Consider the following 16724-nt stretch of genomic DNA (forward strand, 5'->3'; position numbering starts at 1 on the left):
GCTCCGCCCCGCTCCCACCAGCGGACCACCACAGGGAGATCAACAGGGACGGGGCCCGCCAACTTCACCCCACCGAGCGAAGATCACCAACAGCATCCAGAAGTTGAGCCAGAGCCCGAGAAGTGACGGCAATGCCGTGTCGCCGAGACGGACGGGCCGGTCGGCGTTCGTGAGGAAACTCTGCTGCCCGAGTCCAGTTCACCGCGCTGCGCCACTTCGCCCTGGACGGCACCGACCACCGCAGCCGCAAAGAGCAGGACAGCATGATCCGCCGCTACATCATCGGGCGAAACCGCCACGCCACGACACCCGCACACAAGACCGCCAACGGCCAAAGACATCCGCCGGCGCGGCAGCGAAGGCGTGGCCCGGACGGCGGGCAGGCAAGGCCGGTGGCGCATACCCCCCTCCGCACACAGCCGGTGGCGCATACCCGGTCCGCAGCAGTGTCACGGGCCCTGACGGGCCGCTGCTTACTGGGCCGGGCCGAGGCGGGGAGACTCGGCCCGGGCCGGTGAGCAGCGGCGGTGCAGCGCGGCGTGAGCCCGGGGGCGTGCAGGGGGGCCGGATCATCTGGGGGCGGTTTCTGGCCCCGTACGGCCGGGCGTCACAGTCCCAGGGAGATGGCCAGTCGGGTGAGTTCGGCCGTGGTGTTGATGTTGAGCTTGGCCCGGATGCGGCGGAGATAGGCGTCGACGGTGTGCCGGGAGAGTCCCATCTGGCGGGCCGCTTGCAGGTAGGTGCGCCCCGAGGCGATGTGTCGCAGGGTCTCCAGCTCACGCGGGGCCAGCGCAGGTGCGGGGGCTTCGGTGTACGGCGTGGTGAGTGTGAGGCTCATGGGATTTCCTCCGCGTGTCGGCTCGGTCATCGCTGCTCACACCTTCGAAAGTAGGGGACAAATGCCCGAATGCTGCCTTTTGTCCCCTTTCGAAAAGACTGCCCGGAGGACTTCATGACCGTGTCCGCCGACTGTCACAGGCGTGTCACGACGAAGCGAGCCGACGCACTACCCCGTCAGGCCCGGCGCGGTTCAGGCGTTCCTACCAAGTCACCGGCAGCTCCAGCGGAAACCGCCGGATCGTCTCCGTGTCCCACCGCACTTCCTCCGGCGGCACCGCAAGCCTCAGCCCGGGGAAGCGCTCCAGGAGGCGCCCGATCGCCACTTCCAGCTCCGCCATGGCCAAGGGCACGGCGATGCACCGGTGTCCGCCCCAGCCGAACGTCATGTGCGGCTGGTAGGGCCGGTCGGGGTCGAGGACGTGCGAGTCCGGGAAGCGCTCCGGGTCACGGTTGGCCGTCAGATACGACACGTGGACGAAGTCGCCCGCCCGGATCCGTACGCCGTCCAGCTCCACGTCCTCAAGGGCCACCCGGGGGATACCGACCCCCTTGCGGAACGGGATGTGGCGGAGCATCTCCTGCAGGACGTCAGTCAGGGTCTTTGGCCGGCGCCTGAGGTGTTCCATCAGCTCGGGACGCGTCAGGAGCAGGTACGCGATGTCGCTGATCTGGCACGTCGCCGTGTCCTGGCCGCTGAGTGTCAGCGTCAGTGCCATGACCGCCAGTTCCCTGTCGTCAAGCTGGTCCTCGCCGTCCCGCGCTGCGGCCATCACGCTGATGAGGTCCTTGCCGGGTGAGTTCCGGCGCTGCTCGACGAGTTTGGCGAAGTAGGCCGTCAGATCGGCCTTGGCGCTCGCCGCGGCCTCCTTGCTGTCCGCGCCGACGACGAGCAGCTGGCGCACGGACTCCTGCATCTGGGGCCATTCCTCCCGTTCGACGCCGAGGAGGTCCAGGATGGTGTGCTGGGGAAGCGGGTCGGAGAGGTGCTGAACCAGGTCCGCCGGCGGGCCCTGCTCCTCCATCTCGTCCAGCAGGACGTCCGCGAGCCAGGTGATCCGGCTCCGCATCCCGTCGACCTGCTGCTGGGTGAAGGCCTGCGAGGCCAGCTGGCGGACGCGGCTGCTGTGCGGCGGGTCCATCACGTTGATCGATTCGGGCGAGACGATGGGCTCCGGCGTCAGCCGGGGGTAGTCGTGGCCGATGACGGCGGCCCTGCTGAGCCGGTGGTCGGTGGTCACCTGCTTGACGGAGTCGAAGCCGGTGACCAGCCAGGCGTCCGCATCGCCGTAGGGAAGCCGGATGCGTGCGGGGGAATCGCGGTGCATCAGGTCCGCGAGCGCAGGGTCGAACTCCAGGGCTTCGCTGAAGTCGAACGGGCAGATGCTTGTCTCGTTGTCGGCGGTCATCAGCCGGCTCCTCCGGGCATGGGTACGACGTTGGTGGTGTCCACGGCCCGGCGAATGGCCTTGGCGAGGCTGACGGCATCGCCCACGGCCCAGTAGTGGACGAAGAACAGGCGTGGTTCGTCGGTGAGGTTGTGGTGGTGCACCTCGACGAGTTCGACGCCACCGCGCCGCAGGGCCACGAGGACGGGCTGGACCTCCTTGGCGATCATGACCAGGTCACCGCTGAGGGCGGCCCTTCCGCCGCCGAGCGGCTGGAAGTTGACGGAGGTGGTGGCGCCCAGTCCCGGAGGCAGGATCACAGGGCCGTCGGCGACGGTCTCGCGGCGGACATAGGTGCACTTGTAGATCTCGCCGTCGGCGGCGCCCTTGACGCCCATGGCGGCGTCGATCGCGGCGGTGTCCAGGTCGACGGGCAGCGAGGGGGTGGTGGGTTCGGCGGGCGGGGTGCCGGTGCAGTCGAATGCGGCGCGCAGACCGCGGGCGACGGTGACCGGATCGTGGCCGTGGGCGTGCAGATGAACCCACCAGACATCCGGCTCATGGGCGAGCAGGTGCTTGTGGATGGCGGTCTGCATGATCCCGTGCTCCTGCAGGACGTCGCTGAAGTGCTGCAGTTCGCACTCGGTGACCACGGCGTCGCCCATCAAAAGCGTGCTGTGGTCTGCGTACCGGACGAAGGACACGTGCGTGCCCAGGGCGAGCGCGGGGTTGATCCGGATGCCGCGGGAGAAGACCGTAAGGTCCCGGCGCGGCAGGCCCGTGTGGTACATGAACCGTCTCATGTCACCGGGTCGGCCGAGAGCCTCGCCCACGTCCGCCCAGTCCGCCAGCTTGGTCATCACCGGTTCGACCAGGGCGCGGTCCTCCGGTCCGGCGGACAGGACGCGGGCCCCGGCAGGCACACCGGTGAGTATGGGCGCAAGGGCGGCCGCGGCCAGCACGCGGCGCCGGGACGCGGTGAGTCGGGAGCGGGTGTCCTGCTGCGGCTCGTCAGCCATGTCATATGCCTCCTGGCGCGATGGAAGCACGGGAGACCGCGTGGACCGCTGATCGGCACAGTCACATCCCGCCAGGTGGGCTAGGGGGGTCCTCAGTTGTGATCAATGGGCTTGCGGGAGGCTGCGGAGCCAGATGGTCGCTGTGCGGAGATGGAGTCCGGCAAGGTAGCTCTCGGGCGTCTTGTCGTAGCGGGTGGCGATGCCTCGCCAGTCCTTCATCGTATTGATGGCCCGCTCAACCGTGTTGCGGTCGCGGTAGAGGCCGGTGTCGTGAGTGACGGGTCCGCCGCCCCTGCTGCCCATCTTCCTGCGGTTGGCGGCCTGGTCCTTCTTCTCCCAGATGACCGCCTTGATGCGGCATTTACGCAGGTGAGCGCGGTTGGCGCGGGAAGAGTACACCTTGTCGGCGGCCACGGCGCCGGGCCGGGTGCGGGGCCGGCCGACGGGCAGGCGGACCCCCACCTTCTCCAGGACGGGGATGAACTGGGGGCTGTCGGCGGCCTGTCCGGCGGTCAGGACCAGCGCCATCGGTCGCAGCGCCGGTCGGCCGCCAGGTGGATCTTGCTGGTCAGTCCGCCGCGGGACCGGCCGAGCAAGGCGGCCTTCAGCCGGGCTCTGCGTCTGCGGCGGATGCGCCGCGTTCGGACCGCACCGGGGCGCTTTCGCCGTCTACTGACCTTGCTGGCGTGATGTCGTTGGGGACGACAAGCTGTGGTTGTCGTCCCCAACGACATCACGCCAGCAAGGTCAGTAACGAGCTCGTGCATGGTTGGCGGTGAGACGTCGAGTCCTCGATCGTTGATCATGGTTGCGTGGTGGGGAACTCAACTCGTGCACTGGTCATCAGCAACCGGCGGATCACGGGCCTGACGGCCGACGTGATCGCTGAACTCGTCGCCGAAGCGGGGCCGTTGTGGCATGAGCGCCACCAGGCCAGACTTGCCTCCCGGCCGCGCAAGCGGGCCATGGGTGCTGGCGCGAAGCACCGGCTGGTGTTCATCGACCGACTGCTGGCCACTCTCGTTCATCTCCGTCACGGGGCCACCCACGACGTGCTGGCCTGCTGGTTTGGCGTGGACCGCTCCACCATCACCCGAGCCGTCGGTGAGGTGCGGCCCCTGCTCGCCGAGCGAGGATGCACCATCAGCCCCGACGTACGGCTGCGGACTCTGGCGGAAGTCGTCGACCATCTCGGCGCGACCGGCAGGACCGGCATCATCGACGGCACCGAGATCCGGGTCCGGCGGCCGGCCCAAGGGCGTAAGGACCGGGACAAGTTCATCTCTGGCAAGAACAAGCAGAACGCCGTCAAATCCATGGTGGTCACGGACGGCGAAGGACGCGTGCTGTGGTGCAGCCCGACCAGGCCCGGGAGTTGCGCGGACATCACCCACGCCCGCCAGCTGGGGCTGGTCACGCTCCTGGCCGGCGGGCCCGCGGTCGAGATCCTCGCCGATGCCGGCTACCAGGGACTGGGCGCACAGACCGGCGGACGCGTCGTGACACCACCGCACCGCAAGTTCAAGAAGAACGCCCCGGACTGGTACGAGGAGATGTACGAGCGCCAGCGCAAGGCGCATTCCTCACGCCGTATCCGGGTCGAGCACGGCATCGCACATCTCAAGAACTGGCGGGCACTCGCACGCCACCTCGGCCGCCGCGAGCACATGAGCGACACGGTGCAGGCCATCGCCGGCCTGCTGTCCCATCAGCAGACCGCAGACCTGACATCGGCACGGCAGATGTGACCCCCGGGCCCCTCCGAAGTCCTGGACGTCTCACCGCCAACCATGCACGAGCTCGTTAGTCTCACCCGCGTCTTGTACGGATCCCGCTCGTTGCTCACGCGGTGGGCTCCTTCAGCGCAGCCTCCGGGCGAATGCCCCGGACTCCTGACTCACCTCTCGCCTGGACCACTCGTACAGGCCGAAGTCCGCCGTCGGCACCTTCATCTGCAGGGCAACGAAGCCGACCAGCTCGTCCGGGAAGCCCGCCCGGCCCCGGGGAAACCGACCGTGCCGGGTGTAGTACTGCAGCAGCAGCGCGAACCCCAGCCGTCGCACCCCGCTTGCCCGCCATGAGCTCTAGCTCGTGGCGGGCACCGTCCAGTGCTCGACCAGCTCATCCATCCCCACCGGCAGTCCGCTCACGAACACGCATATTGCCGGACAGTCCAGGCCAGCACCGCCGAAAGTCACAAATGATCAACGGCGTTTGCGGCTCGTGACACGTTCGTTAACGCTCAACGTCGGCGCCACGCTGCAGCAGATCGCCGAACGACGGCCTCCGGCTGCCAGATCGTGCGCGTGGCCTGTCTCAGCCAGGACGACGCGGGCGCGCTCGCGACGATCGCCCGCAAGTCGCAGATCCCGGTGATCGCGGACATCCACTTCCAGCCGCAGTACGTCTTCGACGCCATCGAGGTCGGCTGCGCCGCGGTCCGCGTCAACCCCTGGAACATCAAGCAGTTCGACGACAAGCGGCTGCTGCAGAAGTACGGCAAGGCGACCCCCTGGTCGAGTCGGCGCTGTGGGAGGCGTCGCTCTTCGAAGAGCACGACTTCCGGGACATCAAAGATCTCGCTGAAGCACAACGACCCGGTCGTAATGATCGAGGCGTACCGAGAGCTGGCCGAGCGGTGCGACTTCCCAGTAGTACTCGCCGAAAGACCAATGGAGTAGCCCCTGAACTGCGCGGATGCCGGGCTATGCACTTCATAGTGTGTCCACATCCCGGGGTCGTGTCCGCCTCGTGGTGTAAGCGACCTTGCGTCATCGGCAACCCCTGAACGGCGTTGATACGGCGATGACCTGCGTATTCCGAGTACTTGATCGGCTACACCACGAGAAGGGGCACCACCCATCCCGGGGCGGCTGACGCCGATTCCGCTGTTCGTCTTCCGCGTGCCGCAGTACAGCCGCTACTGCTATTGCAGTCACGGATGCCGCAGGTCAACCTCTCCCTGTTCCTGTTCAACCTGCTCCCGCTGCTTCCACCGCCCCCGTGTTGTGTTTACTAGATGGTGCAGATCACGGTCACTGTCTGACCCTGCTGAGCCTGCTCGTCTCGCCTGGCAGAGACGCGGGCTGGTACCAACCCATGGGTGCTCGCGGGGTGCTGGCGTGTGCTCGGCAGGAAAACGGCGCGCTACGTTTTCGCCACGCGTGAAGGGCCCCGGACCAGTCCCACCGCCAAGCAGATCCGGTACGAGGCCCTTCTGTGCGAACCCCCGCGCGCCCGATCCTGGGCCGTGGGCCCTGTGGAGACCCTGGGAGTACCGCATGGCGGATAGTACGTCCTCGTCTGGCCCTCCTGGCTTCGACGAAGCACTCCGGCGGGAGGAGGAAAGGCTTCGCGCAGTACAGGCCAGGATCCAGGAGGAGAAAGAGCAGATCGAACGGGAACAGACCCGGATCCGTGGGGAGCGGGAGCGGTTGTACCGCATCGACCGGGCCATCGACGGCGTCGGCCTCACCGCCGCTGGTGTGTTCGGCCTAGCCGGTGTAGCAGGCATCATCTGGATGCTCATCGAGCTGCGGGCTGGAAACGGACCGATGGCCAGTGCCATCTTCCTCGTCCTCGCTGGGGCCTTCACCGTGGCCAGGAGGCTCCTGGTCTGGCTTCAGCGCCGACGCGAGTGCCGAACCACGCAGCTCTGACGGACGTCCGGCTCGGCGGGCCATGTGCGCGGGCCGCCGTGTAAGGGCAAGCATCACCGCAGTTCAGGGGCTGCTTCGTTGGTTTTCGGCAAGGACTACTGGGACCCCACCTTCTGCGGCTGCGGACCCGGGAGGGCATGGCGGTCGCCAGGGCGAAGGGCAAACTGAAGGGCAAGCAGCCCAAGCTGATGGCCCGGCAGCAGGACCACCTGGTCGAGCAGAACGCCACCGGCGAGTACTCCATCGCCGACCTCGCCGAGCTGTTCTCCGTCAGCCCGGCGACGGTGTACCGCGTTCCGGAGCGGGCCCGAACCTCCAGCGACGTACATAGCTGATGTGTCGGGATTACGTGGGCCGTTCATCCACCTGGCGGCGGAGCCTCCCACCGCTCCGCAATCCATCCCATCGGCTCCCAGCCGTACCGCCTCAGTCTTCTCTCCTCGCCCATCCGTCCGGCCGCATGCAGTAGATCGGCGGCCAGCGTCAGGGCGCCGGCGCTGCCGGCTTCAGCATGGGCCCGCAATCGCTCCAGGGCTTCGGCCACCCGTGTGGGCCTCTGCAACAGCCAGGCATAATCGTCCCTCAACATCAGGGGAGCCCACTCCGTCGAGACCCTCGCGCCGTCGACAACGTTGCGTTGGAGCCAGGCGTCCGCGGCCTCAATCTGTTCCATCCTTTCCAGCAGAGCGTCCATCCCCAAGGGGGCGGAATCACTTGCCTCGGAAGCACGCTGATGGCATGTGAAGGCTTCGTCCGTCATGCCGTGCTTCGTCAGCACCAAGACCGCCCATCCCAGAGCGAGAAGGTCGCCGGACTCGGCGCCGCGCTGGTACCAGGCGATCGCCTCCTCCACCCGGTCAGCCACCCGCAGGAGGTCGGCCGCCGGTCTCAGAGCACGGGTGTCGCCGGCCTCGACGGCGCCCCGGTAGAGGCGCATGGCGATGCGGAGAAGACCACGGGCGTGGGCTGCGCGGGCGAGTGATGCGCGGGCTGCCGGAGTGCCGTGATCAATCAGAGCGTCCCACGTGTGAGCCGGAACGGGGACAACGGGAGCATCGCGGGCGTCGGGAGTCGGAAGAACGGTGCCGATGGAACGTCGACCGTGTTGTTGGAGGTAGTCGGCGAGGCGGTAGTGGGGCTGGGCGGGGGCGGCGTGGCCGCGTCGGGGGCGGATGCGGCTCAGCGGGCCGCGGGTGCCGCGCACCGGGCGGGCGACATGGGCGAGGGCCTGCTCGAGCCAGTCGTCGTCCAGCAGGTCCCACTGGGTGTCAGTGAGGTAGCCCTCGGCGGCGGCTTCCAGCAGAGCCAGGGGCAGAGCGGGTCCGTGACCGAGGCGGCGGACGTCCATGGCGACCTCAATCAGCGCCTTCGCCGCCGGGCGCGCGGTGCGGTACCGCTCGATCAAGGCGGGGACGCCAGCCAGATACTGGGTGACCTGCCCCTGCTCCGCGCCTTGAAGGGCTTCGGCCAGGCGGGGGTCGCTGGCGGCGGTGGCCTCTGCGGTCCTCAACTCGTCGGCGGTGAAGACCTCGGGGACAGTGATGCTCTTGTTCTTGACCAGCTGGCGGGCCTGCGCGTACGGGTCCGGCCCCGTCCTGGGACCGGGGACATCGGTGAGTGCGTCCCAGTACTCGGGCCAGATGGTGCCCAGGACCAGCACCGGGCCGCGTTCGGGGTCGTTCAGTAACTCACGGAGACCGGAAGCGATGTGCGCGTTGTGCTCCTGGTCGAGGAGGTAGTGCTGGGCTTCGTTGAGCCACACCACGGTCTGCGGCGCCAACCGGTCCAATTGCCCGATTACGGCGGAGGGGTGGTCGGGCTCGATCGGATGCCACAGCCGCCATCCATCCGGCAGGTTCTTGACCGTTTCCCAGCAGGCCCGGCTCTTGCCCGTGGAGGACCCGCCGACCAGGACCGCGATGCCGCTCTGCCCCTCCGCGGCGGCGGCTACCACCGAACCCAGCCGCGCGTCGAACTCCCGAGTGACGTAGGCGGGCAGCGCGCCGAGCCTGTCGATGGCAGCGCCGACGTCGAGGGCCGGGTGCACCTCCAGATGGTCCAGGACGAGCAGGTCGTCGAACTCGCTGATCGGCCGACCCGCAGGGGTGTGCATCTGAGTCTCGGTCCACAGCTTGCGCACCTGTGCGGCCAGATCGCCCTCGTTCCAGGCAGCGCGGCGGGCGAGCACCATGGCGAGGGAGACCGCGTCGGCCTGGCTGGGCGGCAGGTTCGGGGAGCTGATGATGCGGCTGATGGTGTCCCGGCTCGGCGCCCCTGACAGGTTGTCGTCGGCGGCGATGTCCGCAGTCATGTCGTCCAGACTCGGGGCGTCCGCCGCCAGGTACGCCTCGTACAGCAGATCTTTCAACTCTCGCAACGGGCGGGGCCATTTCACCCGTGCCCGCTCCAGCCTCCGCGGCCGCCTGGTCGGCCCGCCCCCCTTGTCGCGACTCATCGCACCATCATCCCCCGCTCCAACCCCGGACACGGCCTGAACAGCACCGACACCCCGGCAGGCGGGGCGCTCGTCGCAACTGGGAGTCGATCTTTGTGCGGGGCCGAGTGTGGAGAGCGAGCTGGCCAGCTGCCTACCCGATGATCGCGACCCATGGAGGTCCCATGTCCCGTAAGCGCCTGACGCGCCCCGAGCGCCTGGCCCTGGTCTACGCCGTCCTGGGCGGCCTCGTCTCCGGTGCAGCCGGAACCTTCATCGCCTGGCTGCTGGGCCAGCTCTCCTCCTAGTTTCAGCTCCCACCTCGGGGGCCGCCTCCCCAGGCGGCCTGTGTCTGAGCCCCGCATGACAAGTTAAGCGGGGCTTCGACACAGGTCAGGGCCCTATCTCATGGACGGATCCGCCCGCTGACCTACTGCGGTGTCAACGGGTTGCAACGCCGACGCCCCTCCCCAGGTTCGGAAACGGCTCGGCGTACGCGCCGACCCCGTGCTCCCCGGCCGTTGCCTTCCGGCTGAGACAACGGTCCGCCGGCTCCTGGCTGGCATCGACGGTGATGCCCTGGACCGGGCAGTAGGCCGCTGGCTCGCCGACCGCTGTACTGGAGCGGGCGAGCTGTGCGACAGGCCCACCGCCCCCGGAGCGAAAAACCCCGGGGGCGCGTCGCGCCGTACGTGAGTCAGGCCTTGCGGGTTACGGGGCGGTGCCCCACAGGAGCTGGCCGCCGGAGTAGACGCCGATCTTCGGTGCGTCTGTGTACGAACTCGCGGTCCCGTGGCTGTAGTCGTCGGCCTCGTTGAAGTTCGACCAGTCGGCCCGGTGCAGCCGCAACTGGATGTCACCCGTCGAGGCACCCGCGGCGAGCGTGCCGCCGGTGACATTGACCTTCAGGTAGCGACTGGCCCCGGTCGTCGTGCCGTTCGTCGACACCGAGTGGGTGAGGTTCGAGCAGCCGATCTGCGCCCAGTCACACCACGTCGTGTACGAGGAAGCCGAGTCGTCGAACCAGTAGCGGATCTCGACATCCTTCAGACTCTGCGCACTGCTCCCGGTATTGACCAACTGCAGGTTCATCCCGATGGCGTTGTCCGTCAGACTCGTATCGCTCGTCTTGTACTGCACCTTCAGGTTGCCGGTACCAGTCCCACCGCCCGAAGTCGTCGTGCCGGCGACCTGGGCGGACTGGGCCGAGGCGTTCCCGGCGGCGTCCCGCGCCCGCACCTTGTACTGGTAGGTGGTGGAGGCGGTCAGACCGCTGTCGGTGTACGTCGTGCCGCCGGTGGAGCCGACGAGGGTCCCGTTGCGGTACACGTCGTACGACGCGACGCCCACGTTGTCCGTCGAGGCGGTCCAGGACAGCGACACCGACGACGAGGTGACGCCCGTCGTCTTCAGCCCCGCCGGGACGCTCGGCGCCTCGGTGTCGGTACCCGGGTCCCCGCCGCCGTTCAGCGGCGGGTAGGCGTTGGTCAGCAGCATCTGGAACTGTGCGGAGAACCAGCGGCCGGCCAGCGGGGCGTTGGCCATGGCGCCGGTCGGGTTGTTGCCGTTGCGCGCGTTGCCCCCGTAGGTCGGGTCGCACATCCGGTCGAAGCCCTTGCCCTCGTCGTTGTCGATGGGCTCGCTGTTGCCGTCCGACTCGCCCGGGGGCTTGGCCCACACGTACGCGTCGATGCCCGGCTCGGGCGCGGTCTGCGGGCGCTCGCCGACTCCGGCGCCCTGCTGGTTGCACCAGTTGCCGGTGTGGAGGCGGCGGTCGATGCGGCCGCCGTCAACGTAGGCGTCGACGGAGGTCTGCGGGCCGGGTCCGGTGGGTCGTGCGGTGCCGCCCCAGCCGTTGCGGGCGGTGTCGATGAGCATGCCGAGGCCGGAGTTGAAGCCGCCGCGGCTGACCAGGCGGTCGCGCAGCGCCTGGGCGTAGGACAGCTCGTCGACGTAGTAGTTCCAGTCGACCCACTTGGACTGGCGCACGGTGGTGCCGTTCACCGAGTCGGTGACCTTGAAGTTCGGCTCGTGCAGCGCCCCGTAGTTGGCGGTGTTGACGATGAAGCCGGCGACGTCGTCGACCGTCGCGCCCTCGGTGGTGGCGGCGATCTTGAACTCGTCGACGGCCGGGTCGAAGTTGGTGTCCCAGCCGAGCCAGCCGTGGTGGCCTGCGTCGATGTAGTTGTAGACGTTGGGGATGTCACCGAGCTTGTTCAGCGCGTAGCCCACGCCGTGCTCGTACGCCCCCAGCTCTTTCACGTGCCGGCAGGCGTCCGTGGCGCCGGCCGCGCTGCCCGCGTTGGTGACCATGTTGGGCAGCGAGTCCGGCTCGATCAGCGCGGAGATCCGCAGTGCGGCGTACTTCGGGTCGGCGAGGATCGCCGCGATCGGGTCGATGTACTCCGACTTGTACCGGCTGAGCTCCTCCGCCTTCAGCTCGCCGTTGGAGGAGAGCGCCGAGCAGTCGCGGCCCGGCAGGTCGTAGATGACGACCTGAAAGAGCGTGGCGCCCTGCGTCAGCGCGGTGTCGAGGTGGGCGCGCAGGCCGCGGCCGTTGGAGGTGCCGGTGATCGCGGCGATCCGGTCCATCCAGACGAAGCTGGGCTCATCGGCGATGGCGGAGCCGCCCGGCTCGGCCTTCGCCTTGGCGGACCAGTCGGGGTTGACGTACGGCTTGGCGCCAACGTACGGGTTGTCGACGCGGGCCGCCGCGGCCGCCGAGGCGGGCGCGGCCGGCAGTGCGACGCTGAGCGCGGCGCCCATGGCGAGCGCCGGCAGCAGCGCCGCGAGCCTCCTGAAGCGGCTCCTGCGTCTGAGGTGCGTGGTGGTGTTCATCGCGGCTCTGGTGCTCCTCTCGAATAAGGGTGTGCGGAGGTACGGCCCGGTGGCGGGAGGCAGCGGGAAGGATTCCCGCCACTGGGTGTCTGGGGGTGGATCAGGGCGCGGTGCCCCACAGGAGCTGGCCGCCGGAGTAGACGCCGATCTTCGGTGCGTCCGTGTACGAACTCGCGGTCCCGTGGCTGTAGTCGTCGGCCTCGTTGAAGTTCGACCAGTCGGCCCGGTGCAGCCGCAACTGGATGTCACCCGTCGAGGCACCCGCGGCGAGCGTGCCGCCGGTGACATTGACCTTCAGGTAGCGACTGGCCCCGGTCGTCGTGCCGTTCGTCGACACCGAGTGGGTGAGGTTCGAGCAGCCGATCTGCGCCCAGTCACACCACGTCGTGTACGAGGAAGCCGAGTCGTCGAACCAGTAGCGGATCTCGACATCCTTCAGACTCTGCGCACTGCTCCCGGTATTGACCAACTGCAGGTTCATCCCGATGGCGTTGTCCGTCAGACTCGTATCGCTCGTCTTGTACTGCACCTTCACGTTGCCGGTACCAGTCCCACCCGCCGACGCGGTGGTGACGCTCACCGGACCGGCGGGCGGCGAGACGTTCCCGGCCGCGTCCAGGGCGCGCACGGTGTAGCTGTACGCGGTGGACGCCGTCAGCCCCGTGTCGGTGTACGCCGTGCCGCCGGTGGAGCCGACGCGCGTGCTGCCGCGGTAGATGTCGTACGCCGTGACGCCGACGTCGTCCGTGGCGGGATCCCAGGCCAGCGAGGCGGACGACGAACTCGATCCGGTGGACCGCAGGTTGCGGGGCGCGGTCGGCGGCGTGGTGTCCCCGCCGCCTCCCTGGTCCTTACTGGCGTCGAACGAGAAGGAGTTCACGCCCAGCCCCTGGCCGCCCTGCCAGATCTCGAAGCCGGCCTCGGCGTCGATCAAGTAGTGCGCGGGGTTGATCTGGCCGCGTGCGGTGGCGTCGTCGACGAGGCGCTTCACGTCGAGGTCGGTCACCGCGGTGCCGCCGCCCTGCAGCACGTACGAGACGACCTTCCACCCGGAGGCGCCGGGCCCGGTCCACACGTCCCAGGTCCGGCCGTCCAGGGTGACCGTGGCCGTGCGGGAGCCGATGGGCTGGACGCCGCCGCGGTGGTTGATCCAGATCATCAACTCGGTGCCGTCCGGCTGGTCGTCGGTGGTGGGCGTGGAGTTGAACCACAGGTCGTACGCGGCGTCCCAGACGCCGGAGGCGACCTGCGTGGTGTCGAACGTCGACCGGGCGCTGCCCAGCTCGCTCACCCGGATCGGCAGGCCGCTGTTCGCGGTGCACGCGCCCCAGTGGCAGCCCTTGTAGCTGGACGGGTACGTGGCCGGCGGCCCCGCCGTGGTGAGCGAGAAGTTCGCCTCAGTCACCTTCCAGGCGCCGGTCGCGGTGTCCACGCTGACGCACTGGCGTGCCGAGGAGTTCCACTCGTTCTGCTGGTATGTGTACGCGCCGCCCTGCATCTCGGTGGTGCCCCACTGGGTGCAGTCGGTGACCGACGCGGCCGCCGCCGGGCCCGCGCCGGTGAACAGCGCGAGCCCGGCGAGCAGGATGCCCGCGGCGGTGGCGGCGAGGGCGCCGCGCAGGTGTCGTCCTGTCACGGCGCCGTCCCCCAGACGAGCTCGCCGCCGACATACGCGGTGATCTTGGAGGCGTCCGCGAAGGACGAGTTGGTGCCGTGGCTGTAGTCGTCGGCCTCGTTGAAGTTCGACCAGTCGCTCTTGTGCACGCGCAGCTGTATCTCGCCGGAGTCGCCGCCCGCGGCGACACTGCCCGCGCCGGCGCTGAAGCCGACCTCCAGGTAGTGGTCCGCGCCGGTCTTCGGGCTGCCCATGGCGACCACCTGGTGGGTGATGTTGGCGGCGCCGAGCATCGCCCAGTCGCACCAGGTGGTGTACGTGGACGGGCCACCGTCGCCGGTGAAGTAGTAGCGGACGGTCACCGTGGACAGGCTGAGCGCGCCGCCGCCGGTGTTGCCGACCTTCAGGGACATGCCCAGGGCGTTGTCGGTGGCGTTGGAGTCGGTGCTCTTGTACTGGACCTTGGCCCCGCCCGTACCGCCGCCGGCCTTGGTGGTGCCGGTGACCTCGGCGGACAGTGCGGAGGCGTTGCCCGCCGCGTCGCGGGCGGCGACCCGGTAGTGGTAGGCGGTGGCGGCGGAGAGCCCGGTGTCGGTGTAGGTGGTCGCGGTCGGGGTGCCGACCGGGGTGCCGTCGCGGTAGACGTCGTACGCCGCCACACCGGTGTCGTCGGTGGACGCCGTCCAGCTCAGCGACATGCTGGTGCCGGTCGTCGCCGTCACCGTCAGGCCGGTCGGGACGGTCGGCGCGGTGGTGTCGCTGCCGCCGCCGGGGCCGCCCTCGTCGCCGAGGAGCTCGGCGTACGAGGCGAAGGAGAGCGCCAGCGCCGCCTGCGCCCAGAAGCGGTGGTACGTGAAGACCGGCGGGGCGCCGCCGTCGAGGTACGTCTGCACCTTCGACCAGCCCGGCTCCTGCTTGAGCCACGGCCGCATCCCGATGAAGGTCGTACCGGAGCCCAGCTTCACGCCCTGCGGGGAGGTGCCGGACCAGCCCGCAGGGAAATACACCGGGTCGTCGAAGCGGTCGTAGTCGCGGCGGGTCTCGGGGACGGCGATGCCCTTGGTGTCCGCGTGCCCGGCCATGGCGTCGAGCAGGGACTTGGCGAGTCCGGCGGCGTCGGCGTCCCCGGACTTCGCGGAGTAGTAGATCAGCGTCATGGCCAGCGCCGCGCCCACGCCGACGTCGTCGCTGTAGTCGACGACCGACACGTGCAGGCCGGTGTTGGCGCCGGGGCTCGCGGCGTTCCAGGTGTCGGGGGCGCCGGTCCAGCCCAGGGTGGAGGGGAAGCGGTAGCTGCCGTCGGAGCCGACGGTGGTCTGCTGGGTGGCCCAGGCGACCCACTTGTCGAGGACCGCCTTGGCGGTCGCGTTGTTGGTGACGTAGTAGTACTGGGCGACGCGCTCCATGCACCAGACCTGGAAGCCGAACCAGTTGTTGCTCGGCGGGTCGTGGTAGACGGGCTGCCAGTCGTACGCCATGCCGTAGAAGGTCGGTGTGCCGGCCGGCGGGGTGCCGTACTGGCCGTCCCAGCTGTTGGAGCAGCCGCCGGCGAGCGCGCCCTCGGCGGACTGCAGCCAGCGCAGAAACTCCAGCTGCCGGGTGAGCGACCTCTGCCAGTCGCCCTTCGCGGTCGGCGACTTGGGGGTGAGGGCGGGGATGGTGGACAGCGCCCAGGCGGCGAGGGGGTTCTGGTAGCCCTGGTGGGCGATGCCGTCGCCGATGCGCCAGGCCCAGCCGCCGCCGGTGCCGGCGGAGCCGCCCCAGGCGTAGTACCAGGACAGCAGGTAGTGCTGGGCATCGCGGCCGGAGGCGGGCTGGCAGCCGGTCGGGCTGGTGCAGTTGCCGATTTCCTTGAAGTACTTGTCGAACATCGCGTAGCGCAGGTAGTCGCCCATCTTCGCGGCCCTGGCCACGGAGGCGGAGACCTGGCTCGCCTTGCCCTGCGCCGTCGCCCACGTCAGCGCCCAGTACGCGGCCTGCACGGCGCGCGCGTCGGCGTCGGGGGCGTTGGTGTACTTCCACTGCTTCGCGTACGAGGCGTCCTTGACGAAGAGGTCGAGGTAGCCGTTGGGACCGCCGTACTTGAAGAGGTCGGTGCTGGGCTGCGGGACGGTCTCCCAGACGGACTCCTGCGCGCCGCGCTGGTAGCTGTTGACGAACGACGCCATCTTGCCCGGGCCGAGCTCGTCGCCGGTGCCGGGCTTGTTGCCGAAGCCGTAGACGTTGTCGAGGTCCATCAGCCAGTGCATGCCGTAGACGTCCATCGTCCCGTACGCGGAGGCGAGTTCGGTGGCGATGGGGTCGGAGCCGACGGAGACGGACGAGTCCATCTGGGACGGGTAGCTGGTGACCTGCGGGTGCTCGGGCGCGTAGGTGGCGGGCTTGGAGGGGGTGTACGAGTCGTTGGTGGGCTGGTCAATGTGCGGCGGGATGATCGAGGCCTCGGCGACCTCCCAGGACTTGTTGAACGGGGCCCAGTCGCCGGTGACCCGGCCGTACGCCGCCTCCAGCCAGATCCAGAAGCTGAACGCCTCGGAGGTGGTCTGGTGGCCGTGGTCGGGGGCCTCGACGATCAGGGTCTCGACGCAGTGGTAGGGGATGCCGTCCGGGCTGAAGTAGCCGCTGGCCGGGTTCTTGATCTTGTTGTACTGGGTGAGGAAGGCCTCCGTGTAGGGGCCGTTGGCGGCGGCCGCCTGTGCGGCGGAACCGGCCGGGGCCTCGACGGCCCGGGCAAGCGCCTGCCCGGCACCGAGGGCGACGAGCGCGCCGCCGGCCACGCCGACGAAGGACCGCCGGGAGAGTGACGCGGACCTTTCGGGCCATTCGGGGTGTGCGGACACAGGTCCTCCAAGAGAGGGTCCGGGTGCGAGTGGTGGAGGTGCCGCCGTGCCGGGGCTGCTCCCCATCCCGGCACGGCGGCACGCTGGAACGGTC

Annotated in this window: 12 protein-coding genes and 3 pseudogenes; 6 read left to right on the forward strand and 9 right to left on the reverse strand. The window is 69.1% G+C overall.

What is annotated here, in order from left to right:
• Positions 1-194: 194 nt before the first annotated feature.
• Positions 195-302 (forward strand): annotated as a pseudogene (locus OG975_RS00535) (transposase); the annotation flags it as partial.
• A gap of 305 nt (positions 303-607) precedes the next feature.
• Here OG975_RS00535 and OG975_RS00540 read toward each other — a convergent pair.
• The 4 genes and pseudogenes from OG975_RS00540 to OG975_RS00555 all read right to left on the reverse strand — a co-directional run.
• A complete protein-coding gene (locus tag OG975_RS00540) occupies positions 608-838 on the reverse strand; it encodes a response regulator transcription factor (protein ID WP_406326605.1) in 231 nt (76 codons plus the stop codon).
• A 202-nt stretch (positions 839-1040) separates the two neighbouring features.
• Positions 1041-2246 carry a cytochrome P450 gene (locus OG975_RS00545; protein WP_406326607.1) on the reverse strand — a complete coding sequence of 402 codons (1206 nt, stop codon included), beginning with the start codon at positions 2244-2246 and terminating at the stop codon, positions 1041-1043.
• Complete coding sequence (locus tag OG975_RS00550) at positions 2246-3244, reverse strand: DUF1259 domain-containing protein (RefSeq protein WP_406326609.1); 999 nt, start codon at positions 3242-3244, stop codon at positions 2246-2248. The genes OG975_RS00545 and OG975_RS00550 overlap by 1 nt, the downstream gene beginning before the upstream one ends.
• 102 nt (positions 3245-3346) lie before the next feature.
• Positions 3347-3912 (reverse strand): annotated as a pseudogene (locus tag OG975_RS00555) (IS5 family transposase); the annotation flags it as partial.
• 147 nt (positions 3913-4059) lie between these two features.
• On the opposite strand from OG975_RS00555, the gene OG975_RS00560 reads away from it, so the two are divergent.
• Complete coding sequence (locus tag OG975_RS00560) at positions 4060-4992, forward strand: transposase family protein (RefSeq protein ID WP_406326610.1); 933 nt, start codon at positions 4060-4062, stop codon at positions 4990-4992.
• A gap of 111 nt (positions 4993-5103) precedes the next feature.
• Here the strand turns inward: OG975_RS00560 and OG975_RS00565 are convergent, their stop codons facing one another.
• Entirely contained in the window at positions 5104-5307 is a 204-nt protein-coding gene (locus OG975_RS00565; protein WP_406326612.1) for a DUF4158 domain-containing protein, read from the reverse strand.
• Between the two features lie 151 nt (positions 5308-5458).
• On the opposite strand from OG975_RS00565, the pseudogene OG975_RS00570 reads away from it, so the two are divergent.
• The 3 genes and pseudogenes from OG975_RS00570 to OG975_RS00580 all read left to right on the forward strand — a co-directional run.
• Positions 5459-5904: pseudogene (locus OG975_RS00570) on the forward strand (flavodoxin-dependent (E)-4-hydroxy-3-methylbut-2-enyl-diphosphate synthase); the annotation flags it as partial.
• Between the two features lie 621 nt (positions 5905-6525).
• Positions 6526-6903 (forward strand): hypothetical protein, encoded by a 378-nt coding sequence (locus OG975_RS00575; protein WP_406326614.1) that lies wholly within the window; start codon positions 6526-6528, stop codon positions 6901-6903.
• Between the two features lie 137 nt (positions 6904-7040).
• Complete coding sequence (locus tag OG975_RS00580) at positions 7041-7238, forward strand: helix-turn-helix domain-containing protein (protein ID WP_406326616.1); 198 nt, start codon at positions 7041-7043, stop codon at positions 7236-7238.
• A gap of 23 nt (positions 7239-7261) precedes the next feature.
• Here OG975_RS00580 and OG975_RS00585 read toward each other — a convergent pair whose 3' ends face one another.
• Positions 7262-9271 carry a hypothetical protein gene (locus OG975_RS00585; RefSeq protein WP_406326618.1) on the reverse strand — a complete coding sequence of 670 codons (2010 nt, stop codon included), beginning with the start codon at positions 9269-9271 and terminating at the stop codon, positions 7262-7264.
• Between the two features lie 251 nt (positions 9272-9522).
• On the opposite strand from OG975_RS00585, the gene OG975_RS00590 reads away from it, so the two are divergent.
• The gene (locus tag OG975_RS00590; RefSeq protein ID WP_406326620.1) at positions 9523-9645 is read left to right on the forward strand and encodes a hypothetical protein; all 123 of its coding nucleotides are present in this window, start codon (positions 9523-9525) and stop codon (positions 9643-9645) included.
• A 403-nt stretch (positions 9646-10048) separates the two neighbouring features.
• Here OG975_RS00590 and OG975_RS00595 read toward each other — a convergent pair whose 3' ends face one another.
• The 3 genes from OG975_RS00595 to OG975_RS00605 all read right to left on the reverse strand — a co-directional run bounded on the left by OG975_RS00595 (position 10049) and on the right by OG975_RS00605 (position 16630).
• A complete protein-coding gene (locus tag OG975_RS00595; RefSeq protein WP_406326622.1) occupies positions 10049-12175 on the reverse strand; it encodes a glycoside hydrolase family 6 protein in 2127 nt (708 codons plus the stop codon).
• A 100-nt stretch (positions 12176-12275) separates the two neighbouring features.
• Positions 12276-13811: a GH12 family glycosyl hydrolase domain-containing protein gene (locus OG975_RS00600; RefSeq protein ID WP_406326624.1), complete on the reverse strand. Its 1536-nt coding sequence runs from the start codon at positions 13809-13811 to the stop codon at positions 12276-12278.
• Positions 13808-16630: a glycoside hydrolase family 48 protein gene (locus OG975_RS00605; RefSeq protein WP_406326626.1), complete on the reverse strand. Its 2823-nt coding sequence runs from the start codon at positions 16628-16630 to the stop codon at positions 13808-13810. Before OG975_RS00605 ends, OG975_RS00600 begins: the two co-directional genes overlap by 4 nt.
• Positions 16631-16724: the final 94 nt, after the last annotated feature.

The organism is Streptomyces sp. NBC_00203 (genome assembly GCF_045206325.1).
Lineage (GTDB): Bacteria > Actinomycetota > Actinomycetes > Streptomycetales > Streptomycetaceae > Streptomyces > Streptomyces lutosisoli.